The sequence below is a fragment of the Paraburkholderia sp. JHI2823 genome (assembly GCF_038900695.1).
In the GTDB taxonomy this organism is placed as follows: Bacteria; Pseudomonadota; Gammaproteobacteria; order Burkholderiales; family Burkholderiaceae; genus Paraburkholderia; species Paraburkholderia mimosarum.
This window is the reverse complement of the sequence record NZ_JAYMRY010000036.1, coordinates 1-19,351: the sequence shown is the minus strand read 5'-3', so window position 1 is coordinate 19,351 and position 19,351 is coordinate 1. Positions and strand designations below refer to the sequence as shown.

At 67.5% G+C, this 19,351-nt stretch carries 13 protein-coding genes; 8 read left to right on the top strand and 5 right to left on the bottom strand.

Annotation, left to right across the window (positions count from 1 at the left end; genetic code table 11):
- Positions 1–42: 42 nt before the first annotated feature.
- Entirely contained in the window at positions 43–891 is an 849-nt protein-coding gene (locus tag VSR34_RS29020; protein ID WP_342964191.1) for an IclR family transcriptional regulator, read from the bottom strand.
- A 155-nt stretch (positions 892–1,046) separates the two neighbouring features.
- Between VSR34_RS29020 and VSR34_RS29015 the strand changes: the two genes are divergently transcribed.
- Positions 1,047–3,377, top strand: a complete 2,331-nt coding sequence (locus tag VSR34_RS29015) for a cytochrome P450/oxidoreductase (RefSeq protein ID WP_342964190.1) — start codon at positions 1,047–1,049, stop codon at positions 3,375–3,377.
- Positions 3,378–3,469: 92 nt separating this feature from the next.
- Here the strand turns inward: VSR34_RS29015 and VSR34_RS29010 are convergent, their stop codons facing one another.
- Positions 3,470–4,462 carry a hypothetical protein gene (locus VSR34_RS29010; RefSeq protein WP_028231712.1) on the bottom strand — a complete coding sequence of 331 codons (993 nt, stop codon included), beginning with the start codon at positions 4,460–4,462 and terminating at the stop codon, positions 3,470–3,472.
- 507 nt (positions 4,463–4,969) lie between these two features.
- Between VSR34_RS29010 and wecB the strand changes: the two genes are divergently transcribed.
- The 5 genes from wecB to VSR34_RS28985 are packed head-to-tail and all read left to right on the top strand — an operon-like array spanning position 4,970 to position 14,204.
- Positions 4,970–6,193 (top strand): UDP-N-acetylglucosamine 2-epimerase (non-hydrolyzing), encoded by a 1,224-nt coding sequence (gene wecB / locus VSR34_RS29005; protein ID WP_081723484.1) that lies wholly within the window; start codon positions 4,970–4,972, stop codon positions 6,191–6,193.
- Positions 6,194–6,238: 45 nt separating this feature from the next.
- The gene (locus VSR34_RS29000) at positions 6,239–8,548 is read left to right on the top strand and encodes a cellulose synthase (protein ID WP_342964189.1); all 2,310 of its coding nucleotides are present in this window, start codon (positions 6,239–6,241) and stop codon (positions 8,546–8,548) included.
- A gap of 2 nt (positions 8,549–8,550) precedes the next feature.
- Positions 8,551–10,731: a glycosyl transferase family protein gene (locus VSR34_RS28995; protein ID WP_028231713.1), complete on the top strand. Its 2,181-nt coding sequence runs from the start codon at positions 8,551–8,553 to the stop codon at positions 10,729–10,731.
- The gene (locus VSR34_RS28990) at positions 10,728–13,265 is read left to right on the top strand and encodes a tetratricopeptide repeat protein (RefSeq protein ID WP_342964188.1); all 2,538 of its coding nucleotides are present in this window, start codon (positions 10,728–10,730) and stop codon (positions 13,263–13,265) included. Before VSR34_RS28995 ends, VSR34_RS28990 begins: the two co-directional genes overlap by 4 nt.
- A 9-nt stretch (positions 13,266–13,274) precedes the next feature.
- Positions 13,275–14,204, top strand: coding sequence for a hypothetical protein (locus tag VSR34_RS28985; RefSeq protein ID WP_342964187.1), 930 nt, complete (start codon positions 13,275–13,277; stop codon positions 14,202–14,204).
- A gap of 73 nt (positions 14,205–14,277) precedes the next feature.
- On the opposite strand, the gene VSR34_RS28980 is transcribed toward VSR34_RS28985, so the two are convergent.
- Positions 14,278–14,895, bottom strand: coding sequence for a LysE/ArgO family amino acid transporter (locus tag VSR34_RS28980; RefSeq protein WP_028213607.1), 618 nt, complete (start codon positions 14,893–14,895; stop codon positions 14,278–14,280).
- A 140-nt stretch (positions 14,896–15,035) separates the two neighbouring features.
- On the opposite strand from VSR34_RS28980, the gene VSR34_RS28975 reads away from it, so the two are divergent.
- Both VSR34_RS28975 and VSR34_RS28970 read left to right on the top strand, forming a co-directional pair.
- Complete coding sequence (locus tag VSR34_RS28975) at positions 15,036–15,944, top strand: LysR family transcriptional regulator ArgP (RefSeq protein WP_342964186.1); 909 nt, start codon at positions 15,036–15,038, stop codon at positions 15,942–15,944.
- Between the two features lie 744 nt (positions 15,945–16,688).
- The gene (locus tag VSR34_RS28970) at positions 16,689–17,162 is read left to right on the top strand and encodes a DUF3331 domain-containing protein (RefSeq protein ID WP_051381466.1); all 474 of its coding nucleotides are present in this window, start codon (positions 16,689–16,691) and stop codon (positions 17,160–17,162) included.
- 228 nt (positions 17,163–17,390) lie between these two features.
- Here VSR34_RS28970 and VSR34_RS28965 read toward each other — a convergent pair whose 3' ends face one another.
- Together VSR34_RS28965 and VSR34_RS28960 are read right to left on the bottom strand one after the other, a co-directional pair.
- Positions 17,391–18,641, bottom strand: coding sequence for an MFS transporter (locus tag VSR34_RS28965; protein WP_154671327.1), 1,251 nt, complete (start codon positions 18,639–18,641; stop codon positions 17,391–17,393).
- An 11-nt stretch (positions 18,642–18,652) separates the two neighbouring features.
- A partial coding sequence (locus tag VSR34_RS28960; protein WP_342964185.1) for a PRC-barrel domain-containing protein occupies positions 18,653–19,351 on the bottom strand: 699 nt, incomplete at its 5' end.

Genomic DNA, 19,351 nt, shown 5'->3' with positions numbered 1-19,351 from the left:
AATTGAATTCACATGATAGCCGGTTGCACGCGGATCGAAGCGCTAGTTCCCAGGCAGACTGTAGCCCAGCAGGGCGCTCGCGGCCTCGGCCTCCTGGCGCACCGCGCGTCCGACCGGGCCCTCGGGCGTGGCGTCGAACCCGCCCGTTGCGCCGAGCGCGGTGAGCACGCCGCAAAGCTTGCCGGTGTGATCGCAGAGCGGCGCCGATACGGCGCTGATGCCCTTGAGGTTCGTATCGCGTACGCTCGCGCAGCGGGCAGCCTGCACATCGCGGCGCAGCGTACCGATCGGATCGCTCGCATTGAGTTGCATGCGCAACGAAGCGTCGGCGTGGGCGAGTTCCTCTTCGGCTTGCGCGAGCACGCGCGTGTCGTCGAGCAGGCCGAGAAACACGCGGCCCGTGGACGACCAGAGCAAGGACATCACGGAACCCACCCGAACGTTGACGGTCACGGGCAACCCGGGCTCCTCGAAGCGGATGATCGTCGGCCCCTTGTTGCCCATCACCGCGACGAACGACGTGACCTCGAGCGACTCGCGCAAGCGCATGAGCGCGGGCTCCGCCATGCGCACGGGGTCGGCCTGGCGCATGGCGGCCACGCCGATCATCATCGCCTCGGCGCCAAGCAGATACTGCTGCGTGACTGCGTCCTGGGCGACCAGGCCTTCCTCGATCAGGCTCGCGAGATAGCGATGCACCTTCGCAGGGCTTTCGCCGACACACGCGGCGAGGCCCGACAGACTCGCGCGTCCGCCTAGGCGCGCGAGACCCTTGAGCACGGCCATGCCCGTTTGCGCAGACTGCACGCGCTGGCGCCGCGCGGTCGCGTCTCGCGGCGCGGTCTTTGCTGCCGTCGTGGACTTCGTGGTTCTGGTCGCCGATGGGGTCATGGTTGGCTATGAGTTCGTTGGTTTCTCGCGGCATTGTCGGGCTCGCAGGCGGCGCGCGGTGCCCGCTGCCGTTGAAGGTTAACCCCTATCTTTTGGTTACGCAATGCGTACTAGAGTTACGCAAAACGTAACACGTCCAGATTGCAGGAGGTCGCATGAGCGAGACACCTTCACAGCCGCAGCCGGGCAACTGCCCGTTTCCTCATGGAGCGCAAGCCGGGCCGCGCTGTCCGGTCAGCGCCAACGCCGCTGCATTCGACCCCTTCAGCGACGGTTATCAGCAGGATCCGCCCGAGTACGTGCGCTGGGCGCGCGAGCAGGAGCCCGTGTTTTACAGCCCGCAACTCGGCTACTGGGTAGTCACGCGCTATGCCGACATCAAGGCGATCTTTCGCGACAACCTCACGTTCTCCCCGTCGATCGCACTCGAAAAGATCACGCCGACCGGTCCCGAAGCGAACGCGGTGCTGCAGTCGTATGGCTACGCCATGAACCGTACGCTCGTGAACGAGGACGAGCCCGCCCATATGCCGCGCCGCCGCGTGCTCATGGAGCCGTTCACGCCCGAGCATCTGAGGCACCACGAACCCATGGTGCGGCGCCTCACGCGCGAGTACGTGGACCGTTTCATCGATGAAGGCCGCGCCGATCTCGTCGACCAGATGCTCTGGGAAGTGCCGCTCACCGTGGCGCTGCATTTTCTGGGCGTGCCCGAGGAGGACATGGACCTGCTGCGCAAGTATTCGATCGCGCACACCGTCAACACGTGGGGGCGGCCGCGTCCCGAAGAGCAGGTCGAGGTCGCGCACGCGGTCGGCAACTTCTGGCAGTTCGCGGGCAAGGTGCTCGAAAAAATGCGCCAGAACCCCGATGGGCCGGGCTGGATGCAGTACGGCATCCGCAAGCAGAAAGACCATCCGGAAGTCGTCACGGACTCCTATCTGCATTCGATGATGATGGCCGGCATCGTGGCTGCGCACGAGACCACGGCAAACGCCACGGCCAACGCGATGAAGCTGCTGTTGCAGCACCCGCATGCCTGGCGTGAGATCTGCGAAGACCCGAGCCTCATCCCGAACGCGGTGGAAGAATGCCTGCGCCACAACGGCTCCGTGGCCGCCTGGCGGCGGCTCGCCACGAAGGACGTGCAGCTTGGCGGCGTCGACATTCCGGCTGGTTCGAAGCTGCTCATCGTGACTTCATCGGCGAATCACGACGAGCGCCATTTCGCAGACGCCGACTTGTTCGACATCCGCCGCGACAATGCGAGCGACCACGTCACGTTCGGCTACGGCGCGCACCAGTGCATGGGCAAGAATCTCGCGCGCATGGAGATGCAGATCTTCCTCGAAGCGTTTACGCGCCGCCTGCCGCACATGCGTCTCGCCGAGCAGTCGTTCACCTACGTGCCCAATACATCGTTCCGGGGTCCTGAGCATCTCATCGTGGAGTGGGACCCGGCGCAAAACCCGGAGCGCGCGAATCCTTCATTGCGGGATCTGCATGTGCCGGTGCGCATCGGCGAGCCTTCCGCGCACGCGCTTTCGCGGCCCGTCGGGGTCGAGCGCGTGGATGCCGCGGCCGAACGCATCGTGCGCTTGCGTCTCGTCGCGCCGGATGGCGGCGCGCTGCCGCGCTGGGCACCGGGCGCGCATATCGACGTGGAATGCGGCGACACCGGCATCTCGCGCCAGTATTCGCTGTGCGGAAACCCGGCCGACACCGGCGCGTTCGAGATCGCCGTGCTGCGCGAAACGCCAGGCCGCGGCGGATCGGCGTGGGTGCACGACACGCTGCGCGCGGGCATGCGCGTGAAGATCCGCGGCCCGCGCAATCACTTCCGCCTCGACGAGGAAGGGCGCCGCGCCATCTTCGTTGCGGGCGGCATCGGCATTACGCCGGTGAGCGCCATGGCGCGCCGTGCGCGCGAGCTTGGCATCGACTACGAACTCCATTACAGCGGGCGTTCGCGCAAGACGATGGCGTTCGTCGACGAACTCGCGCAACTGCACGGCGATCGCCTGCATCTGCACGTATCCGACGAAGGTGCGCGCAACGACTTTGCCGCGCTGCGCGTGGACGAGCACACGCGCGTCTATGCCTGCGGTCCCGCGCGCATGCTCGAAGCCCTCGAAGCCTGCAGCGAAGCATGGCCCGAGGACTCACTGCGCGTGGAGCATTTCGCCGCGAGCGGCGGCAAGCTCGACCCGTCACAGGAGCGGGCGTTCCAGGTCGAGCTGAAGGACTCCGGGCTCGTGCTTGACGTGGCCGCCGACCAGACCGTGCTCGACGCGCTGCGGCGCGCCAACATCGATGTGCAAAGCGACTGCGAGGAAGGCCTGTGCGGCTCGTGCGAGGTGCGCGTGCTCGCGGGCGAGATCGAGCATCGCGACGTCGTGCTCACGCGGGCCGAGCGCGAGACGCAAACGCGCATGATGACGTGCTGCTCGCGGGCGAAGAGCGGGCGATTGATACTCGAACTCTAGCCTCGGCACGGCGAAGCGGCGGCCATGGAACGTCAAGACCGGCCTGACCGGCCATCCGCCCGAACAAAGCGAGCGCTCGATGCTGGGGACCATCAGCGCTTTTTCTCGCGGACGAAGCGCAATGCGAAGCGCACGAGCCGCGGCATCGTTTCGGGCCGCAGCAAACGGCTGTCGTACCCCGAAAAGCGCCGGTCGTTTTCGGCAAGACACAGGCGCATGAGTTCCGGCACGCTGATGTCGACGTCGGTCACCTGCTGCGCGCCGTTCATCGTGAAGTTGTTGTCGTGCCTGTGCTCGTTGCCCTCGGCGTCCATCGTGCGCGCGAGGCCGATGCGTTCCCAGACGAGAAACGCCCAGACGGCCGCCACTTTCAGCTCGAAGCGAATCCGGCGCCACCAGGCGAGGCGGGCGCGGTGCCAGGCCACCCAGTTGGCGAACAGCAGGATGTGGCGGCACTCCTCCTGCATGACGGGTTCGAACGTGTCGATGAGTTCGGGCGGAAAGAGACCCGAGCGCCTCGCCACTTCAAAGAGGCCGAAAGCGAAGAAGCTGTCCACGCATTCGCTGTAGCCCGTCACGAGATAGGCCCACTCAGCGTCTTTCGGGTAGATGTACGGCGGCTCGCTCGCCAGCGCAATGCCGTAGGCGGCCACCATGCGCGAGAGCACCTCCTTGTGACGGTTCTCCTCCCACGCGTTGAGCGCGAGCGCGTCGCGCATCGGGCCCGCGCCGAGCGACGCGGCATAGGCCGCCATGCGCAGGCGCGCGCGGCCTTCCGTTTGCACGGCAATGTCCCAGATGGGCAGATCGGTGATGCGCTTGAGCACCGCGGCATCGAGCTTCGGCCATTCGAGCACCGAGGGCCGGTACGGGTTGAACGTCTCGCGGAACATGCGGCAGGTTTCATCGCGATGAACATCGGTGCCGGGCACGAACGCGCCGCTGCGCCGGCTCGTCCAGTGGCGCGTGTTGCGTTCGGCCGCTTCGAGCGTCGCGGGGTCCGGGCGCTCGCCCGGCAGTGTCGGCGCGCTGAAGCCGGGTATCAGTTGCGCCGCATCGAATTCGTCGAGTATGAGGTCGTCCATCTCGCAGTTTCGTTTTCGTGGGCTGACGCTGGCGATTCTGCCACGGCGGGATGTCGAGGCAAGACGGAACGCGGCGCCGGCTTTTGAGGGTGTCATTGCGCTGCGGGAGGCTCGCACAGCCTGAAAACACGGGTGCCTGTGCGATCCTGATCGTTGCAAGAGCTTACTTCTATCCGGCGGAAGACGCGACGAACGCGGCTTCGGTATTCGGAACGTGCCGGTGAGCGCAATAATCCCGCGATACATATCCAAACGTTGAACAATTGTCAGGCGGTGTTGCGAGCGCCGGGCGCTGGCACGCATACTCGCAACTGTCTGACGAAGCAGGTACAGTACGCCTCACCGGCCCGTCCGCTCCCCGATGGACGACAGCGCAGAAAGCGCATCCAGGCAAGGCAGTCGTACCACGAGAGACCGGCGGCAACGACATGAGAACGAGGAGAAAAAGGGGGCGTCGCGCGCGGGCAACGCCGCGGCGCCAGGACACCTGCCAACGGAAACCTGCCAGTGCGCATCCTTTCGATATTCGGTACGCGGCCCGAGGCCATCAAGATGGCGCCGCTCGTCAAGCGTCTTGAAGCCGAGCCCGGCGTTCAGTCCATCGTGTGCGTGACCGGGCAGCACCAAAGCATGCTGCAACAGGTCCTCGATCTGTTCGGCATCGTTCCCGCGCACGATCTCGGTGCGATGACCGCGAACCAGACGCTCAACGGTCTCGCGGGGCGCCTGTTCGCCGGGCTCGACGACGTGCTCGCAGCCGTTGCGCCCGATCGCGTGCTGGTGCACGGCGACACCCTGACCAGCATGGCCGGCGCTATCGCCGCCTTTCATCGGCGCATACCGGTTGGCCATGTGGAGGCGGGGCTGCGCACCGGCAATCTGTTCGAGCCATGGCCCGAGGAAATGAACCGTCGCGTGGTGGACGTGGTGAGCGACCTGCTCTTCGCGCCTACGGCAAGCTCGCAGGCGAATCTCGAAGCGGAGGCGCTGCCCGGGCGCGTGGTCGTGACGGGCAATACCGTGATCGACGCGCTGCATCTCATGTGCGAGCGGCTCGACGGCGACGCGGCGCTGCGCGAGCGTATCGATGCACAGTTTCCGTTTCTCGAGCCTACGGAAACCGGGCGGCCCTTGCTGCTCGTCACCGGGCACCGGCGCGAGAGTTTCGGCGAAGGCTTCGAGCATATCTGCGCGGCGCTGGCCACGCTCGCGCATTCGGGGAAGATGCAGATCGTCTATCCGGTGCATCTGAATCCCAATGTGCGCGGGCCGGTGCTCGCCACGCTCGGCAACGCGCCCAACGTCCATCTCACCGATCCGCTCGACTACCCCGAGTTCGTGCGTCTCATGCAGCGCGCGGCGATCGTGCTGACCGACTCGGGCGGCGTGCAGGAGGAGGCGCCTGCGCTCGGCAAGCCCGTGCTCGTGATGCGCGACGTGACCGAGCGCCCCGAAGCGCTCGCCGCGGGCACCGTGAAGCTGATCGGCACCGAGCGCACCGCGATCGTGCGCGCCGTCCTCGAACTCGTGGAGAACGAAGACGAGCGGCGTGCCTACGCACGGCGCGTCAACCCTTATGGTGACGGGCACGCTTGCGGGCGCATCGTCGCGGCGCTCACCGGCAAGCCGTTCGAGCCGTTCGCGAGCCGCGAGCTGCCGGGCTACCGCCATCCCGTGGTCGCCACGCGGCCCGGGCGAGGCGAAGACGACGAAGCCGACGCGGTGCCTTGACGAAAAACCTGGCGCGGCTGCGCCGACGAAAATGAGGCATGACAAGTGAGATTCGATCTGACCGGGCAAGCGCGCGCAGCGAGACGCAAGGGCGCGTGCGTGCCGCTCAGCGTGTGGGTGGCCGCAGCACTTCTGGCAGCGGCGAGCGGTTCCGCTAGCGCGGCTGCCGGCGATCTGGCCGGTGCGTTCGCACAGCTCGGCGCAGGGCGCGTGGCGTCGCGAAGCTTCTCGCTGGCGGAGCTCGGCGTGCGCGACCCGGTCGTGCTGCGCGCGCCCGATTCGGCTCACGAACTCTATCTGCCCGTGCCTGCTGGCTTGCCGATCAGCAACGCGACGCTGCAGCTCGATGCGAGCTATCTGCGCGGCAATGGCGGTCGCACGACCTTCCTGCTCTCGCTCGACGGCTCGCCCGTGCAGGCCCGCAACGTGACGGACGCGCAGGGCGACGGGTCGCTCAGCATCGGCGTGGATGGCGCGCCGCGCCCCTCGGGCTTCGTGCGCGTCGGACTGCACTGGTCGTCGGTGCTCAACGAGAATGTGTGCACGGACCAGACGGCGATTGGCAACGTATGGAAGGTCGCGCCCACCACGCGCCTCACGTATCAGTTCGACACCTCGGCCGTGAACGACGTGCGCACCGCGTGGAGCGCGCTGCCCGCGAAACCGGTGGTACTCGTGAGTGGCGGCAAGCTCGACGCCGCGCCCTATGACGTGGCGTGGCGGCTCGAAGCGTTGTTGATGCGCGGCGGCGCGCCCCCCGTCACGACGCGCATGCCCGCAGTGGGCGACACCGTGGATCTCGGCACCGTGCAGATACCGGCCGCATTGCAGGCGGTCCCTGCATTTGCCGCACTCGCAGCGGGCGGTTCGCACAAGATCGCGAATCCCGCCGAACTCGGAGCGCTCATCGCACTCGCGCCCGCGGGCGCCTTCGCGCCCAACGTCGTGGTCGCCGACGATGCGCTGCGAGCGCAGACCGGCGCGGCGCTCGACGCATTGCGCGGGGAGGTTCAAACCCTGTCCCCCGACGCCGCAAGCGCCTTCGACACCTGGCGCACCCATGCCGGTGGCGCGCTCGCCGCGCCATTGGAGCCGGGCGAGCTGCGCCTCGCGCACCTGGGCGGTCTCCCTGTGGTCGTGGTCGGCGACGATACCGGTGTGAGCGCGCTTGCGCGCACCTGGAGCGGCATCTACGCCTCCCGCCGGCTCGTCGTGCACGAGCTTGCCGCGTCGCCTAACCTGAGCGCCGGCGGATCGAGCGACCAGATCGCACTGTCGCTGATCGGCGGGGCGCCAGGAACATTAGATGTGCTGACGAGTGCGGCGTGGGAGGCCAATTTCGATCTCGCGGCCGTGTCGGGCGACGGGCGCATTCCGCGTCGCGTGGTGCTCGATCTGGCGGCCGCGCCCGCCGCGGACCGCAACGGCCAGACGGCATCGATCTTCTTCAACGGGGTGCTGATCGGCTCGCATCTGCTCGATACCGATGGACGCGCGCAGCGCGTGAGCGCGGACATCCCGGTCTATGCGCTCGGCACCACCAATGCACTGCGCGTGGTGTTCCAGCGCCAGCCAGCGGGCGGCTGCCGCCCACGCGAACAGGGTTACCCGGCGGCCGTGCTGCCGGGCAGTCATCTGGTGCTCGGCAAGGGACCGCTCGGCGAAAACTTCACGGGCATGGTGGCGCGTTTCTCGCGCACGGCGGACGTGCTCGTGCCCGACGCGTATCTGGCCGATTCGCTGAGCACGCTGCCGCGCGTGGCCCGGCTCGCGAATGCGGCGGGTGTGGCGCCCACGCGCGCGACGCTCCGGGTGGTGCCGCACGGTCAGGCTGCGCAGCCGAAAGAAGCCTTTCTCGCCGCCGACGTCGCGCTCGACAGCGAGGCGGGCCACGCAAGCTTCGCAAACGGGCGCCTTACGCTCAAGGGTGGCGGCGGCTCGATGCTCGTCGACGTGTCGGGTCTCGCGAACCTTGGCTTGATTCAGGTGGTGCGTGCTGGCAGCGTGCCGGGCGTCGCCTTCCGGAGCGTGGGCGACCCGCCCGTCCTGCCGCCCGGCATGCAACTGCAGCAGGGCGACGTGGCCATCGTCGACGCGAGCGGCGTGCTAAAGAGCTTCGACACGCAGTACCCGGGCGGCGTACCGCCACTCGACGACCAGCGCGGCTGGCTCACGCGCCACTGGGCAGGCTGGGCCGTGCCGACGATTGCGCTCGTGTTGCTGCTGGCGCTGCTGCTCGCGGCTGGCCGGGCGCGCAAGAGGGCGCGGGCACGCACGGCTGCGGCCGCTGCGGCGCGTGCCGCGCAAGAGAGTGCCGACGGCACCGGCGGCAATCCAGATAACAAGCAGGGCTGATCGTGAGCGCGAACGCCTTCGACTGGTGGCTCAACTACTTCGCGGCCCGCTACTACCACGGCATGGAATACCTGGCGGCCGTGGTGGCGGTGATCATCCTGCTATCGAGCATCGACGATCTGTTCATCGACGCGTGGTACTGGGTGCGCCGCATCATCCGCCACTTCACGATCGAGCGCCGCTATGAGCCGCTGCGCGCGGAGCAGCTCTACGCGCGCGAGCAGCAGCCGCTCGCGATCATGGTCCCCGCGTGGCGCGAGGAGGACGTGATCGCCTCGATGGTCACCGATCTCGTGCGCGTGATCGACTACACGAACTACGTCGTTTTCGTCGGGACTTACCAGAACGACGCGGCGACCATTGCCGAAGTCGAGCGCATGCGGCGGCGCTACAAGCAGCTCCATCGCGTGGAGGTCCCGCACGACGGCCCAACGTGCAAGGCCGATTGCCTGAACTGGATCGTGCAGGCGATTTTTCGCATGGAACGCGAAACGGGCACCGAGTTCGCGGGCGTGATCCTGCACGACAGCGAGGACGTGCTGCATCCGCTCGAGCTGCGTTTCTTCAACTATCTGCTACCGCGCAAGGACATGATCCAGTTGCCGGTCGCCTCGCTCGAGCGCGAGTGGTACGAACTGGTCGCGGGCACCTACATGGACGAATTCGCGGAATGGCATGCGAAGGATCTCGTGGTGCGCGAAAGTCTCGCGGGCGCCGTGCCTTCGGCGGGCGTGGGCACCTGTTTTTCGCGCCGCGCGCTGGCTGGGCTCGCGAAGGAAACGCAGAACCAGCCCTTCAACACCGAGACGCTCACTGAGGACTACGATGTGGGCGAGCGTCTGGGCCGCATGGGCATGCATTCGATCTTCGCCCGTTTTCCGGTTGAATTCGCCACACGGCGCAAGTCGTGGTTCGGCCTGGGTCCCGAACGCGACGTGACGTTGACGATGCCGCTATGCGTACGCGAGTTCTTTCCCGATACGTTTCGCACCGCTTACCGTCAACGCGCGCGCTGGACGCTCGGGATCGGCTTGCAGGGATGGGAGCAGACGGGCTGGGTCGGCTCGATCGCCAACCGCTATCTGCTCGCGCGCGACCGAAAAGGCATCGTCACGGCGTTCGTCGGCATCGTGGCCTATGCGCTGCTCGTGCAGTTCCTGCTCTTCGCGTACGCCGATTTTCTCGGCATTCGTCCGGATCTGATCGCGTCGCCGTTCGCGGGCTCGCGCTTTCTCACCATCGTGCTGTGGGCGAACGGCATTGCGCTGCTGCTGCGCGTGGCCCAGCGTGTCTATTTCGTGTCGCGCCTCTATGGCTGGGAGCATGGCCTGCTTGCGGTGCCGCGCATGGTGATCGGCAATTTCGTGAATTTCATGGCCGTATCACGGGCGTGGAAAATGTATCTCGCGTATCTCGTCACCGGCAAGCGGCTCGTGTGGGACAAAACCATGCACGACTTTCCGTCGTCGGACGGCTTTACGGACCGGCGTCAGCGTCTGGGTGAACTGCTGCTGTCGTGGCAGGCGATCGGACCCAAGGAACTGGAGCAGGCGCTTGCCGGGGAGCATGCGAGTGAGGCGCCGCTCGGCCGCGTGCTGATGGCGCAAGGCTGGCTCGACGAGGAGACGCTCGCGGAGGCCATCGCGTTCCAGGCCGACCTGCCGCGCGGGCGGCTCGATCGCGAGCGGCTCGCGCGCTACGCCGGCGATTTGCCGCTCGATTTCGCGGTGCGCTACCGCGTGCTGCCACAAGGTGACGACGGCAAGGGGCACGCGGTGCTGCTGTGCGCAAGCCCGCTCCCGGAAGCTTCGCTCGCGCAGTTGCAGACGCAATGCGCGCTGCCGATCGTGCAGCGCATCGTACGGGAGGGCGAAATTGCGGACGGCTTGCGCCTGTTGCGCGGCGTGGCGCCGTCTCAGGTACGCGAGACCCATGAAGCCAACGCGAAGGCCGAAGAACGCGCAGCCGCGGCGCCTGGCGTACCGTTGCTGGGCGACCTGCTGATCGAGCGCGGCGCGGTGAAGCGCGCGGCGTTCGAGGGCGCGCTGCAACGCTATCGTCCCGCCGAGCACGGGCGCATTGGCGACTTCATGGTGGAGCAGGGCGTGATTACCCGCGATGCGCTGGTCTCGGCAATCGCGGAACAGGAGCGCCTGCGCGCCGAAGGTGCCACGACGACATGAAACGCACTCCGAAGCATTTGATTGCGCCTCTTTGCACGCTTCCTCGTGTATTTCTGTTTGCGGCGATGTGCACCGGTTTCGCCGGCGCGGGGCGTGTCCACGCCGAGGCGCCGCAGGCGGGAGCGCAGCCGTTGCCGTTGAGCGGCGCGGCGTATCGCGTCGCCCAGCAGGGCTATGACGCCTATGCGCGCCACGACTATCCGGCCGCGGAGCGCTACGCGCGAGAAGCAATTCGCCAACGCCCCGATCTCGCCGCGCTGCGCCTGTTGCTCGCCAATTCCCTGGCGGCGCGCGGGCAATGGCGTGAGGCGAGCCGCACGCTTGCCGATGCGATTGCCCAGATCGGTCCCGACGCCACGCTCACCGCCAGGCGGCGCGAGATCGACGCGCAGGTGGCGGCGCTCGCGCGTCCCGGCGCACCGGCAGGATCCGGCGGTGCGCCGCCGGCGGGTTCGGGGCCGCCCGAGTATCTGACCGGCCAGGCATGGCAGCTTGCTCAGGAGGCCTACAAATCGTATGCGGCAAAGCAATACGACGCGGCCTGGCAGGAGGCGAACGCTGTGATCGCGCTGCGTCCGGACATCTTGCGCCTGCGACTGCTCGCGATCGACGCCGCCGCGGCCGGCGGCCATGATCGCGAGGCGTGGCAGGCCGCGCAGGAGACGCAGCGCCGTTTCGGCGCTAGCCCGGCGCTGCGCGAGCGACGCACGGTGGTCGGCGCGCGGCTCGCGCCCGCTGCGGTGCACGCTGCCCAGGCGGCGCGGGCGCGGGGGGACACCGCCCAGGCCATCGTGCTCATGCACGACGCGGTCGGCTATGCGCCGATGCAACTCGGCAACCGGCTGCTGCTCGGCTCGATGCTGCTCGAACAGGGCGACATGGCTGGGCTCGAGGCCGCGGTGGGCGATGCGATCGCATCGGGCACAACGCCTGTCCTCATGCTCTACGTGCTGCGCGGTTACGCGCGCGCGGCGCAAGGCCGGTCGGCGCAGGCCGATGAGGATTTCGCGCAGGCGCTGCGCAACGCTGGCGCCTCGGCTCGCGACCAACGCGACCAGCGTGTAGCGCGCGCGATCATCGCCGATGTGTGGACGGCGCAAGGCCAGCCACAGCGCGCGCTGGACCTGCTCGCGACGCTGCAGCCGGCGGGGGACGATACGGACGCCATCATCGCCATGCGCCGCTACGCGGCGCGAGCCGCGCTCGCGCAGCCGGCCGTTTCGGCTTGGCCTGCCACGCCAGGCGAAGGCGTGGCGACGGCGGCGCGCCCGGTACTCGACTGCACGGTGGACCAGTACGGTGCCGCCTGCGACGTCTATGCGGCCGATCCCGGCTTCGCCGACCGGCGTGCCGCGATACTCGCGGCGCAGCGCGGCGACCGGGCGGGCACGCTCGCCGCGCAGCGCCGGGCCGTGGCCGCGGACCCGCGCAATCCGCAGCATCGGCTGGAACTGATCGATGCCCTCGTGGCCGCAGGCGACAGCGAGGGCGCCCGGCGCGAGGCCCGCGCCATGCTCGACGCGGGCCTGCTGGACGGGCTGCCGCCGCTTTCGTCCGCGTACGTTGCGCAGCGAGCAGGGGACGATCGCCGTGCCGCGGCTTACTTCATGCAGGCGGACGAAGCCGGCCAGTTGCCGCCCCGAGGTGCCGGCGATGCGGGTTACAGTGCGTACCGCGCGCATCTCGACGCGCTTGCGGCGAGCTATTTCAGGCGTGCGATCGACTACGGCACGTCGCCGCCGGCCGGCGTCGCACCCGCCACGCAGCTGCAGCTCCAGGATCTGCGCAATGCGCACGCTGACGTCACGCGCGACTGGGGCTTCACCGCTTCGGTGAACTATCGCGGTGCCGGCCTGCAGCCGGGCGTCTCGACGGGCGCGGTGCCGGGCTCGTACAACAACTGGCAGATGGGTGTCGAAGGCTACTGGCGGCCGTTCGGCTCGCTCGGCGACCGCAATTTCGAGGTCTACGCGCGCGCCTATCAAGACGTCGGCGCGAAGGGCGACGTACCGAGCGGCATCTCCACGGCGCTCGGCGCCATCGGTGCGCGCGCGAAGCCGATCGCGTCGATCGATGCCGTCGTGGCATTCGAGCGGCTCATTCCCATCGGCTCGCGCGCTCCGTCCGACTGGCTCCTGCGCCTCGCTTACTCGGGCGGCTTCGGCACCGAGCGGCGGCTCGACGTGCCTTCGTGGTGGACGGTGCAGGATTACGGCGAGGTCGGCCATTACGTGAGCAACGGCTGGAACTACGGCACGGGCTATCTCGAGGCGGGTCGCACGTGGCGGCTCGACACCGTCAGCCCGAAGCTCACGGTCTTTCCGTATGCCGTGGTCGGCATGGACTACGACTCGAGCATCAACCACAGCGTGCCGGTGGGCATGGGTGTCGGCATCTCGACGCGCTACTGGTTCCGCGACAGCTTCTACGACGCGCCGCGCTCGTATGTCGACGTCGCGGTGCAGTATCGCTGGCGCATCACGGGCGACGACCGCGCTGGCGGCGTGTTCTTCGGCGCGGTCCTTTCTTATTGAGGAAACTTGATGATCGTTCGAAGAGTGGCGCAAGGCAGAACGGGCCGCGCAGACGAAGCCGCGCGCGCGCGGTTGCGCGTCGCGCGGCCGTATGCGCGACTGGCAGGCGCGGTGCTGTGCGCGCTCGCCGCCGCTGGCTGCGGGTTGCAGGCGCCCGCGCACGCGGATGCGCTCGCGCAGGGCATCGTCTGGCAGCCCGATAACGACCATCTCGACCTGCGCGGCGACTGGGACCGGCTAGGCGTGAACGAGTTGCTGGTGCAATGGATCGCTGTCGACGACGTCGCCTTCGTGGGGGGCGCAGGCCTTCCCGCGCCGCGCGTGCCCGACTGGGTGCGCATCGCCAACGAGCCGTGGGCGCGCGGCGTGATCGTCGGGCTGGCGGGCTACTCCGACGAGAAAAAAGCGCGCGCGAACCTCGAAACGCTCGTCGATCGATCGCTCAAGCTTGCCGCCGTGCGGCCGCCGGTGCACATCACGGGCTGGTATTTCCCCGTCGAAGTCGATCCCACATGGACAGACGCGCCGCGCATGGCGCCGCTGCTGGCAAAACTGCCGCGTCCGCTGTGGATCAGCGTGTACGACACCAGCAACATCGGCGGCGAGGCGCTCGCGAAATGGCTCGATGGCTGGCTGCCGCGCGACGTCGGCGTGCTGTTGCAGGACGGCTGCGGCGTCTATGCGCGCGGGCCGGCGGCGGCGCGCGAATACGCGGACGCGCTTGCGGCGCATCTCGGCCACAAGCGCGTGCGCATCATCGCGGAGGCGTTCCGTCCGAAGCAGGGCGGCGGATTCCGTGCGGCCACCGCGGCCGAACTGGCGCCGCAGCTCGAGGCTTATCGCGGCTACCGGGTGTATCTCTTCGACGGGCCGCACTATGTGTCGCCGGAGCTCGTCGAGGGGCTGCTGCGGTTGAGGGAGCCGGGCGCGGCGCAATAGCCGCTTGGACGACCAGGGCGCTGGCCGATGCACTGGCAGGCATGCAAGCGGCCATACGACGATCCGGCCCGCTTCAGCGCAGTTGCGCGAAGGCGATCAGCAGCACCATGCCGCCGATGGCGCCGTCGAGCACGCGCCAGGCGGCCGCCCGGCGGAACAGCGGCGCGAGCGCGCGCGCGCCGTAGCCGAGCCCCACGAACCATACCGCGCTCACGCACATCGCACCGATGGCAAAGGCGAGGCGGCTGCCTTGCGGCTCGCGCGCGCCGGCCGTGCCGATCAGCAGGAAGGTGTCGAGATACACATGCGGATTGAGCCACGTGAACGCCAGCGTCATGAGGATGATCGGCCAGGCGCGCTGTTCGGGCGCCTCTGCTGCGGCATCGCTCTCGAGCACGGCGTGGGCAGGCCGCACCGCGCGCCGCAGCGCGCCGATGCCGAACCACACGAGCCAGGCGAGTCCTACGTACAGCACGACATGGACGAACGTCGGGTAGCGCTCGACGAGCGCCGAGGCGCCGCCTACGCCCGCGCCGATCAGGATGAAGTCGGACAGTGTGCAGAGCACGACGATCTTGCCGACGTGCGAGCGCAGGATGCCCTGGCGCAGCACGAACGCATTCTGTGCGCCGATCGTGACGATGAGCGAGGCGCAGAGCGCCGCGCCGTGAGTGAAAGCGAGCCAGTTCATGACGGGTGCGGGAAAGTGGGGGCGGGCGGCGCGCTGCGCGCTGCCGGCGTTCATTGGACATCGACGGGAAACGGCGCTAGTCTGCCGCCAGGAGCGGCATAAGCAAAGCTCATTTTCATTAACCAGATTAAGGAACGCTAATGCTCGACTATGCACTGCTCGATGCGCTCGCCGCCGTCGTGCGGCATGGTTCGTTCGATCGCGCCGCGGGCGCGCTCAACGTCACGCCATCGGCGGTCTCGCAGCGCGTGAAGCTGCTGGAGGAGCGCGTGGGCACGGTCCTCGTGAAGCGCGGCCAGCCTTGCGTCGCGACGGCTTCGGGCGCGCTGCTGTGCCGGCACACGGAGCGCGTGCAACTGCTCGAAGCCGAGCTGGGCGGGGCGATGCCGACCTTCACGGGCGCGCTGGGCACCGCACGGCCGACGCTGCGCGTGGCCGTCAACGACGACAGCGTGGGCACGTGGTTCATCGACGCCGTGGCCGGCTTCTGCGTCGAGCGCGGCATTCTGCTCGACCTCGTCATCGACGATCAGGATCACACCGCCCAACGCATGCGCGACGGCAGCGTGCAAGGCGCCGTCACGACCCAGGCGGAGCCCGTGCAGGGCTGCCGCTCGACGCGCCTCGGGCGCATGCGCTACCGCGCGGTGTGCTCGCCGGCGTTCTTCGAGCGGTATTTCGCGCAAGGCGTGACGCGCGACGCGCTGCAGCTTGCGCCGTGCATCGAGTTCAATCCGAAGGATCAGCTGCAAAAGCGCTTCATCCGCCGCATCACGCGCTCGCAGGTCGACGCGCCGCTCCACTGGATTCCGCATGTGGCAGGTTTCCTGCGCTGCTGCCTGAACGGCCTTGGCTGGGGCATGTGCCCCGAGCGCATGATCGCGCCGCATCTCGCGCGCGGGGAACTCGTCGAGCTCACGCCCGGCCGCGCGCTCGACGTCGAACTCTACTGGCAGAGCTGGCGACTCTCCATTGGCTGGCTCGACGAGTTCGGCGCCATGTTGAAGCGCCGCGCCGGCGAATTTCTCGATCAGGGCCGCGGTAGTTGATGACGTTCGCATCGCGCGAAGCGCGAAATCTTCATTCCTTTGTCTTTATCTGCGGATTCAATGTAGGTTTTGTGCGGATCCCGTGCGGAGGTCGGTGGTGGTTGCAACGCCGCCGCTATTCGGCGCAAGTCGCGCAATGACTGGATTGCGTCGCGTCAAAGCACCTAAACAAATATTCATAATCCATTAATTGCTTTTCGAATAGTGGGACGTTCCGGAATTCGATGAGCGAGACTATGCAAAGTTCGTGCGAGAATGTCGCCTATCAATTGACTGACGTTTCGTATGTGATATGTCGGATGCCGTTTTGGTCGAAGAAGCGTATTGCGTTTCATTGATCGGTCACGCTGGATATGCGTGCGCAAGGCTGTCGGGATCGGTGAGATTGCGCTCGGACCCGCTTGGGGCGGGGTTTTCGGCCGAAGTGTGTCAGCGCGACGCACCCTATGCTGTAACAATTCAGTTATGTTTGAACGGTGACTTCCAGGCTGGGATCGGCTATTTTTCCGCAGTGGCATTGTTAAAAATCGTAAAATCTGGAAATGCCACGGATGTAAAGAAACAAACATTGGAGACTTACAGCCGGACCTGACAGCTCGACCTTGTCGCTCTTGCGTTCAGCATTACCGCGCGAAAATTGCGTTTTTCCTGTGGACTGCGAGTTGGACACGCTATAATCCCGACGTGGCAGAGTGTTTATTTGACCGGCATATTCGAATCGTTTCCACGTGCACGAGGTGCATTATGACGAAATTAGATACCGGCAGCGTTTGGCAACAAACCATTGACCTTCTGTCCGCGGCTTGCGAGCCGGTAAGCCTGGACGGCGATTTCGAAAGCGGCAGAAGCTGCAAACCGGTACCCGTCACACGCGGCGCTTCGGAGGCGGCCAACCGGCGCCGTGCCACCGTGCGTTCGTGGGACGCGCAGGGCATCACCTTGATCCGCCGGCATGATCCGGACAGCATCACCGTTTGCTGGAGCGATGCCACCTATGGCCGTTACTCCGACCAGTTATGGCGGGTTTGCACGGCGCGCCGCAGCGCCGTTTGTGCGTTGACGGGCGAGAAGATCCGCCGTGGCGACGCCGTGTTCCGGCCGAGTCCCAATCGCCGCCATCGCCCGGCCAATGCCGACGCGATGATACTTGCAAGCAAGCTCGACAATCTCCCGAGTGCGGTCGTTGCCGCGCGCCTGGACGAGGCGCTGGCTGCCTGAGCTCGATTCGCCAGGCGCCTTTCGTTGCCTGGCGCGCGGGTTGTCATCGACTTGTCCTGGCTCGCTATGCAGGTCATCTCGATGTCATGACCTGCTGAGCTGACCGGCCGCCCGGCTTCGAAGGCGCGCGGCGCGGCATGTCATCAACCCTTCATGCCAACGTCATAGAGCCGCGCAGATGCAAGCGCTGCTTTGCATGCTCATCGAGAATGGCGGGCAGCGCACCGTTCAGACCTTGGCGTCGCTGGCGTTTTCCTCTTCGAGCGCGTCGCGCGTTTCGGGCATCGCGAGCCATACCATGAGCACCGCTGCCGCACCCGCGCTCGCCAGGCTGAGGAAGCTCACCGTATTGCCGAAGTGATCGGCGATAAACCCGGCCAACGCTGTCGAGAGCGTCGCGCCGATCCCCGCGGAGAGTCCGAAGAGGCCGATACACAGGTTGTAGCGGCCCTTGCCGCCGGCCACGTCCGCGGCGATGAGCGGCAACATCACACCGAACACGGCGGCCGAGAGGCCGTCTAGCATCTGCACCGGCACGAGGAAATACGGGTTGCCGACGGCGGCGAACAGCAGCGCCCGCAGCGGCAGCGCGCAAAAGCCGAGAATCAGCACCGGGCGGCGCCCCCAGGCCTGCGCGGTGCGGCCCACCCACGGTGACATCAGCGCGACGATGGCTTGCGGCACGATGATGCACGCCGCGATCACGAGCTGGACGTTGTCGCCCATGCCGGCCGTCACCTCGCCGGCGGCGAGGTTGAGCATCGCCGCGTTCGAGAGGTGGAAGAGCACCACGCAGGCCGCGAAGATCAGCATGCGCCGGTCGCGCAGTAGATCGAAGATCGTCTCGCGCGGCGCGCCCGCGGCCGCGGTGCCAGCCTTGCCAGGCTTGGGCGCCGGTCTGGCGTATGGGGCGTTCTGGTCGTACTCGATCATCGCGAGCGCGACGAGCGCCGGCAGCGCGAGCGCGGCCGTCAGCCAGAACACGGAGCGCGGCGAGAAGTATTCGCCGCACAAGCCCATCAATCCCGCGGCCACCGCGCTGCCGATCGAAGCCCAGCGCGCGTTGCGCCCGAGCCGGTCGCCCAGGTTCTGACGGCCGACCAGTGCGAGTGCGAGCGCCGCCATGGCCGGCACGAGCATGCAGCTCGCGAAGCCGTGGAAGATCTCGGCCGCCATGACCGCGACGACCGTCGGACTCAGCGCGAGCAGCATGGCCGAGATGATGATCGCGATGATCGCCCACGCGGCGGCGGCCTTTTTGTTGCGCAGGGCGTCCACTGCCGCGCCGCCCGGCACCTGGCTCACCATCGCGCTGATCGTGCCCACCGAAAGCGCGAGCCCGATTTCGCCCTGGGTCCACTTGTGCGATGCCAGATACGACGCGATGAACGGTCCGAAGCCCGTCTGCACGTTCGCCACGAAGAAGTTCAGCCAGTCGAGCGCGCGCACGCTGCGCTGGCTTGGTGTGGGTTGTTGCATGGTGCCGTCCGTCATTTGGCACCGTGGGTGGCGGCCGCCGAAGCGGGGGCCGAAGTCGCTGGCGCGGCGGATGCCGCCGGGGCAGCCGCCGCCGGGGCTGCGGGGACTGCGGGCGCGACGGCGCGCACCGGCTGCTCGGGTGCATAGGGCGGCGCGGCGTCGACCTGCTGGTCGGACATATCGAGCTGCGCTTCGAGCATGTTGTTTTTCGTGATGAAGTGCAGGGCGGACCAGTCGGCCGCGATCGTATGGCGCTTCTCGAGCGTGCCGCTGACGTCGAGCACCACGGCCTGCGGGGCGGCGCTGCCGTCGAGCAGCACGTCCACCACGCGGCCCACCTTCGCGCCGTTGGCACGCGCCACTTCCGCATCGAGCATGGGCAGGCGGGTCGCGCTCGCCTCGGGTGCGCCCGGCTGCGGCGCGCCGGCCTTGGGCCGGTCAGGAATCTGCAGCTGGCTGGGCGGCAGGGCGAGCGTGATGGCGGGCGTTTTCGGCTGGGTGTTCACGCGCACGCCGCTCCACGGGAAGTTCGCCTTGCGGTCGCCAATGCCCATGAAGCCCTGCAGGTTCACCACGACTTCCACGGGCTTGCCGCCGGGCCCGGCGACCATGTCGACGGCGCGGCCCACGACCTTGCCGTCCGTCTTTTGCACTTCGCTGTCGAGAAGCGTGCGAAAGCTCCCGCGCTCGAGCGTGCGCACCTGCACGAG

Coding starts and splice junctions, on each gene's coding strand:
- VSR34_RS29020 (WP_342964191.1), bottom strand. CDS start 891: ATGACCCCATCGGCGACCAGAACCACGAAGTCCACGACGGCAGCAAAG.
- VSR34_RS29015 (WP_342964190.1), top strand. CDS start 1,047: ATGAGCGAGACACCTTCACAGCCGCAGCCGGGCAACTGCCCGTTTCCT.
- VSR34_RS29010 (WP_028231712.1), bottom strand. CDS start 4,462: ATGGACGACCTCATACTCGACGAATTCGATGCGGCGCAACTGATACCC.
- VSR34_RS28990 (WP_342964188.1), top strand. CDS start 10,728: ATGAAACGCACTCCGAAGCATTTGATTGCGCCTCTTTGCACGCTTCCT.
- VSR34_RS28985 (WP_342964187.1), top strand. CDS start 13,275: ATGATCGTTCGAAGAGTGGCGCAAGGCAGAACGGGCCGCGCAGACGAA.
- VSR34_RS28980 (WP_028213607.1), bottom strand. CDS start 14,895: ATGAACTGGCTCGCTTTCACTCACGGCGCGGCGCTCTGCGCCTCGCTC.
- VSR34_RS28975 (WP_342964186.1), top strand. CDS start 15,036: ATGCTCGACTATGCACTGCTCGATGCGCTCGCCGCCGTCGTGCGGCAT.
- VSR34_RS28970 (WP_051381466.1), top strand. CDS start 16,689: ATGACGAAATTAGATACCGGCAGCGTTTGGCAACAAACCATTGACCTT.
- VSR34_RS28965 (WP_154671327.1), bottom strand. CDS start 18,641: ATGCAACAACCCACACCAAGCCAGCGCAGCGTGCGCGCGCTCGACTGG.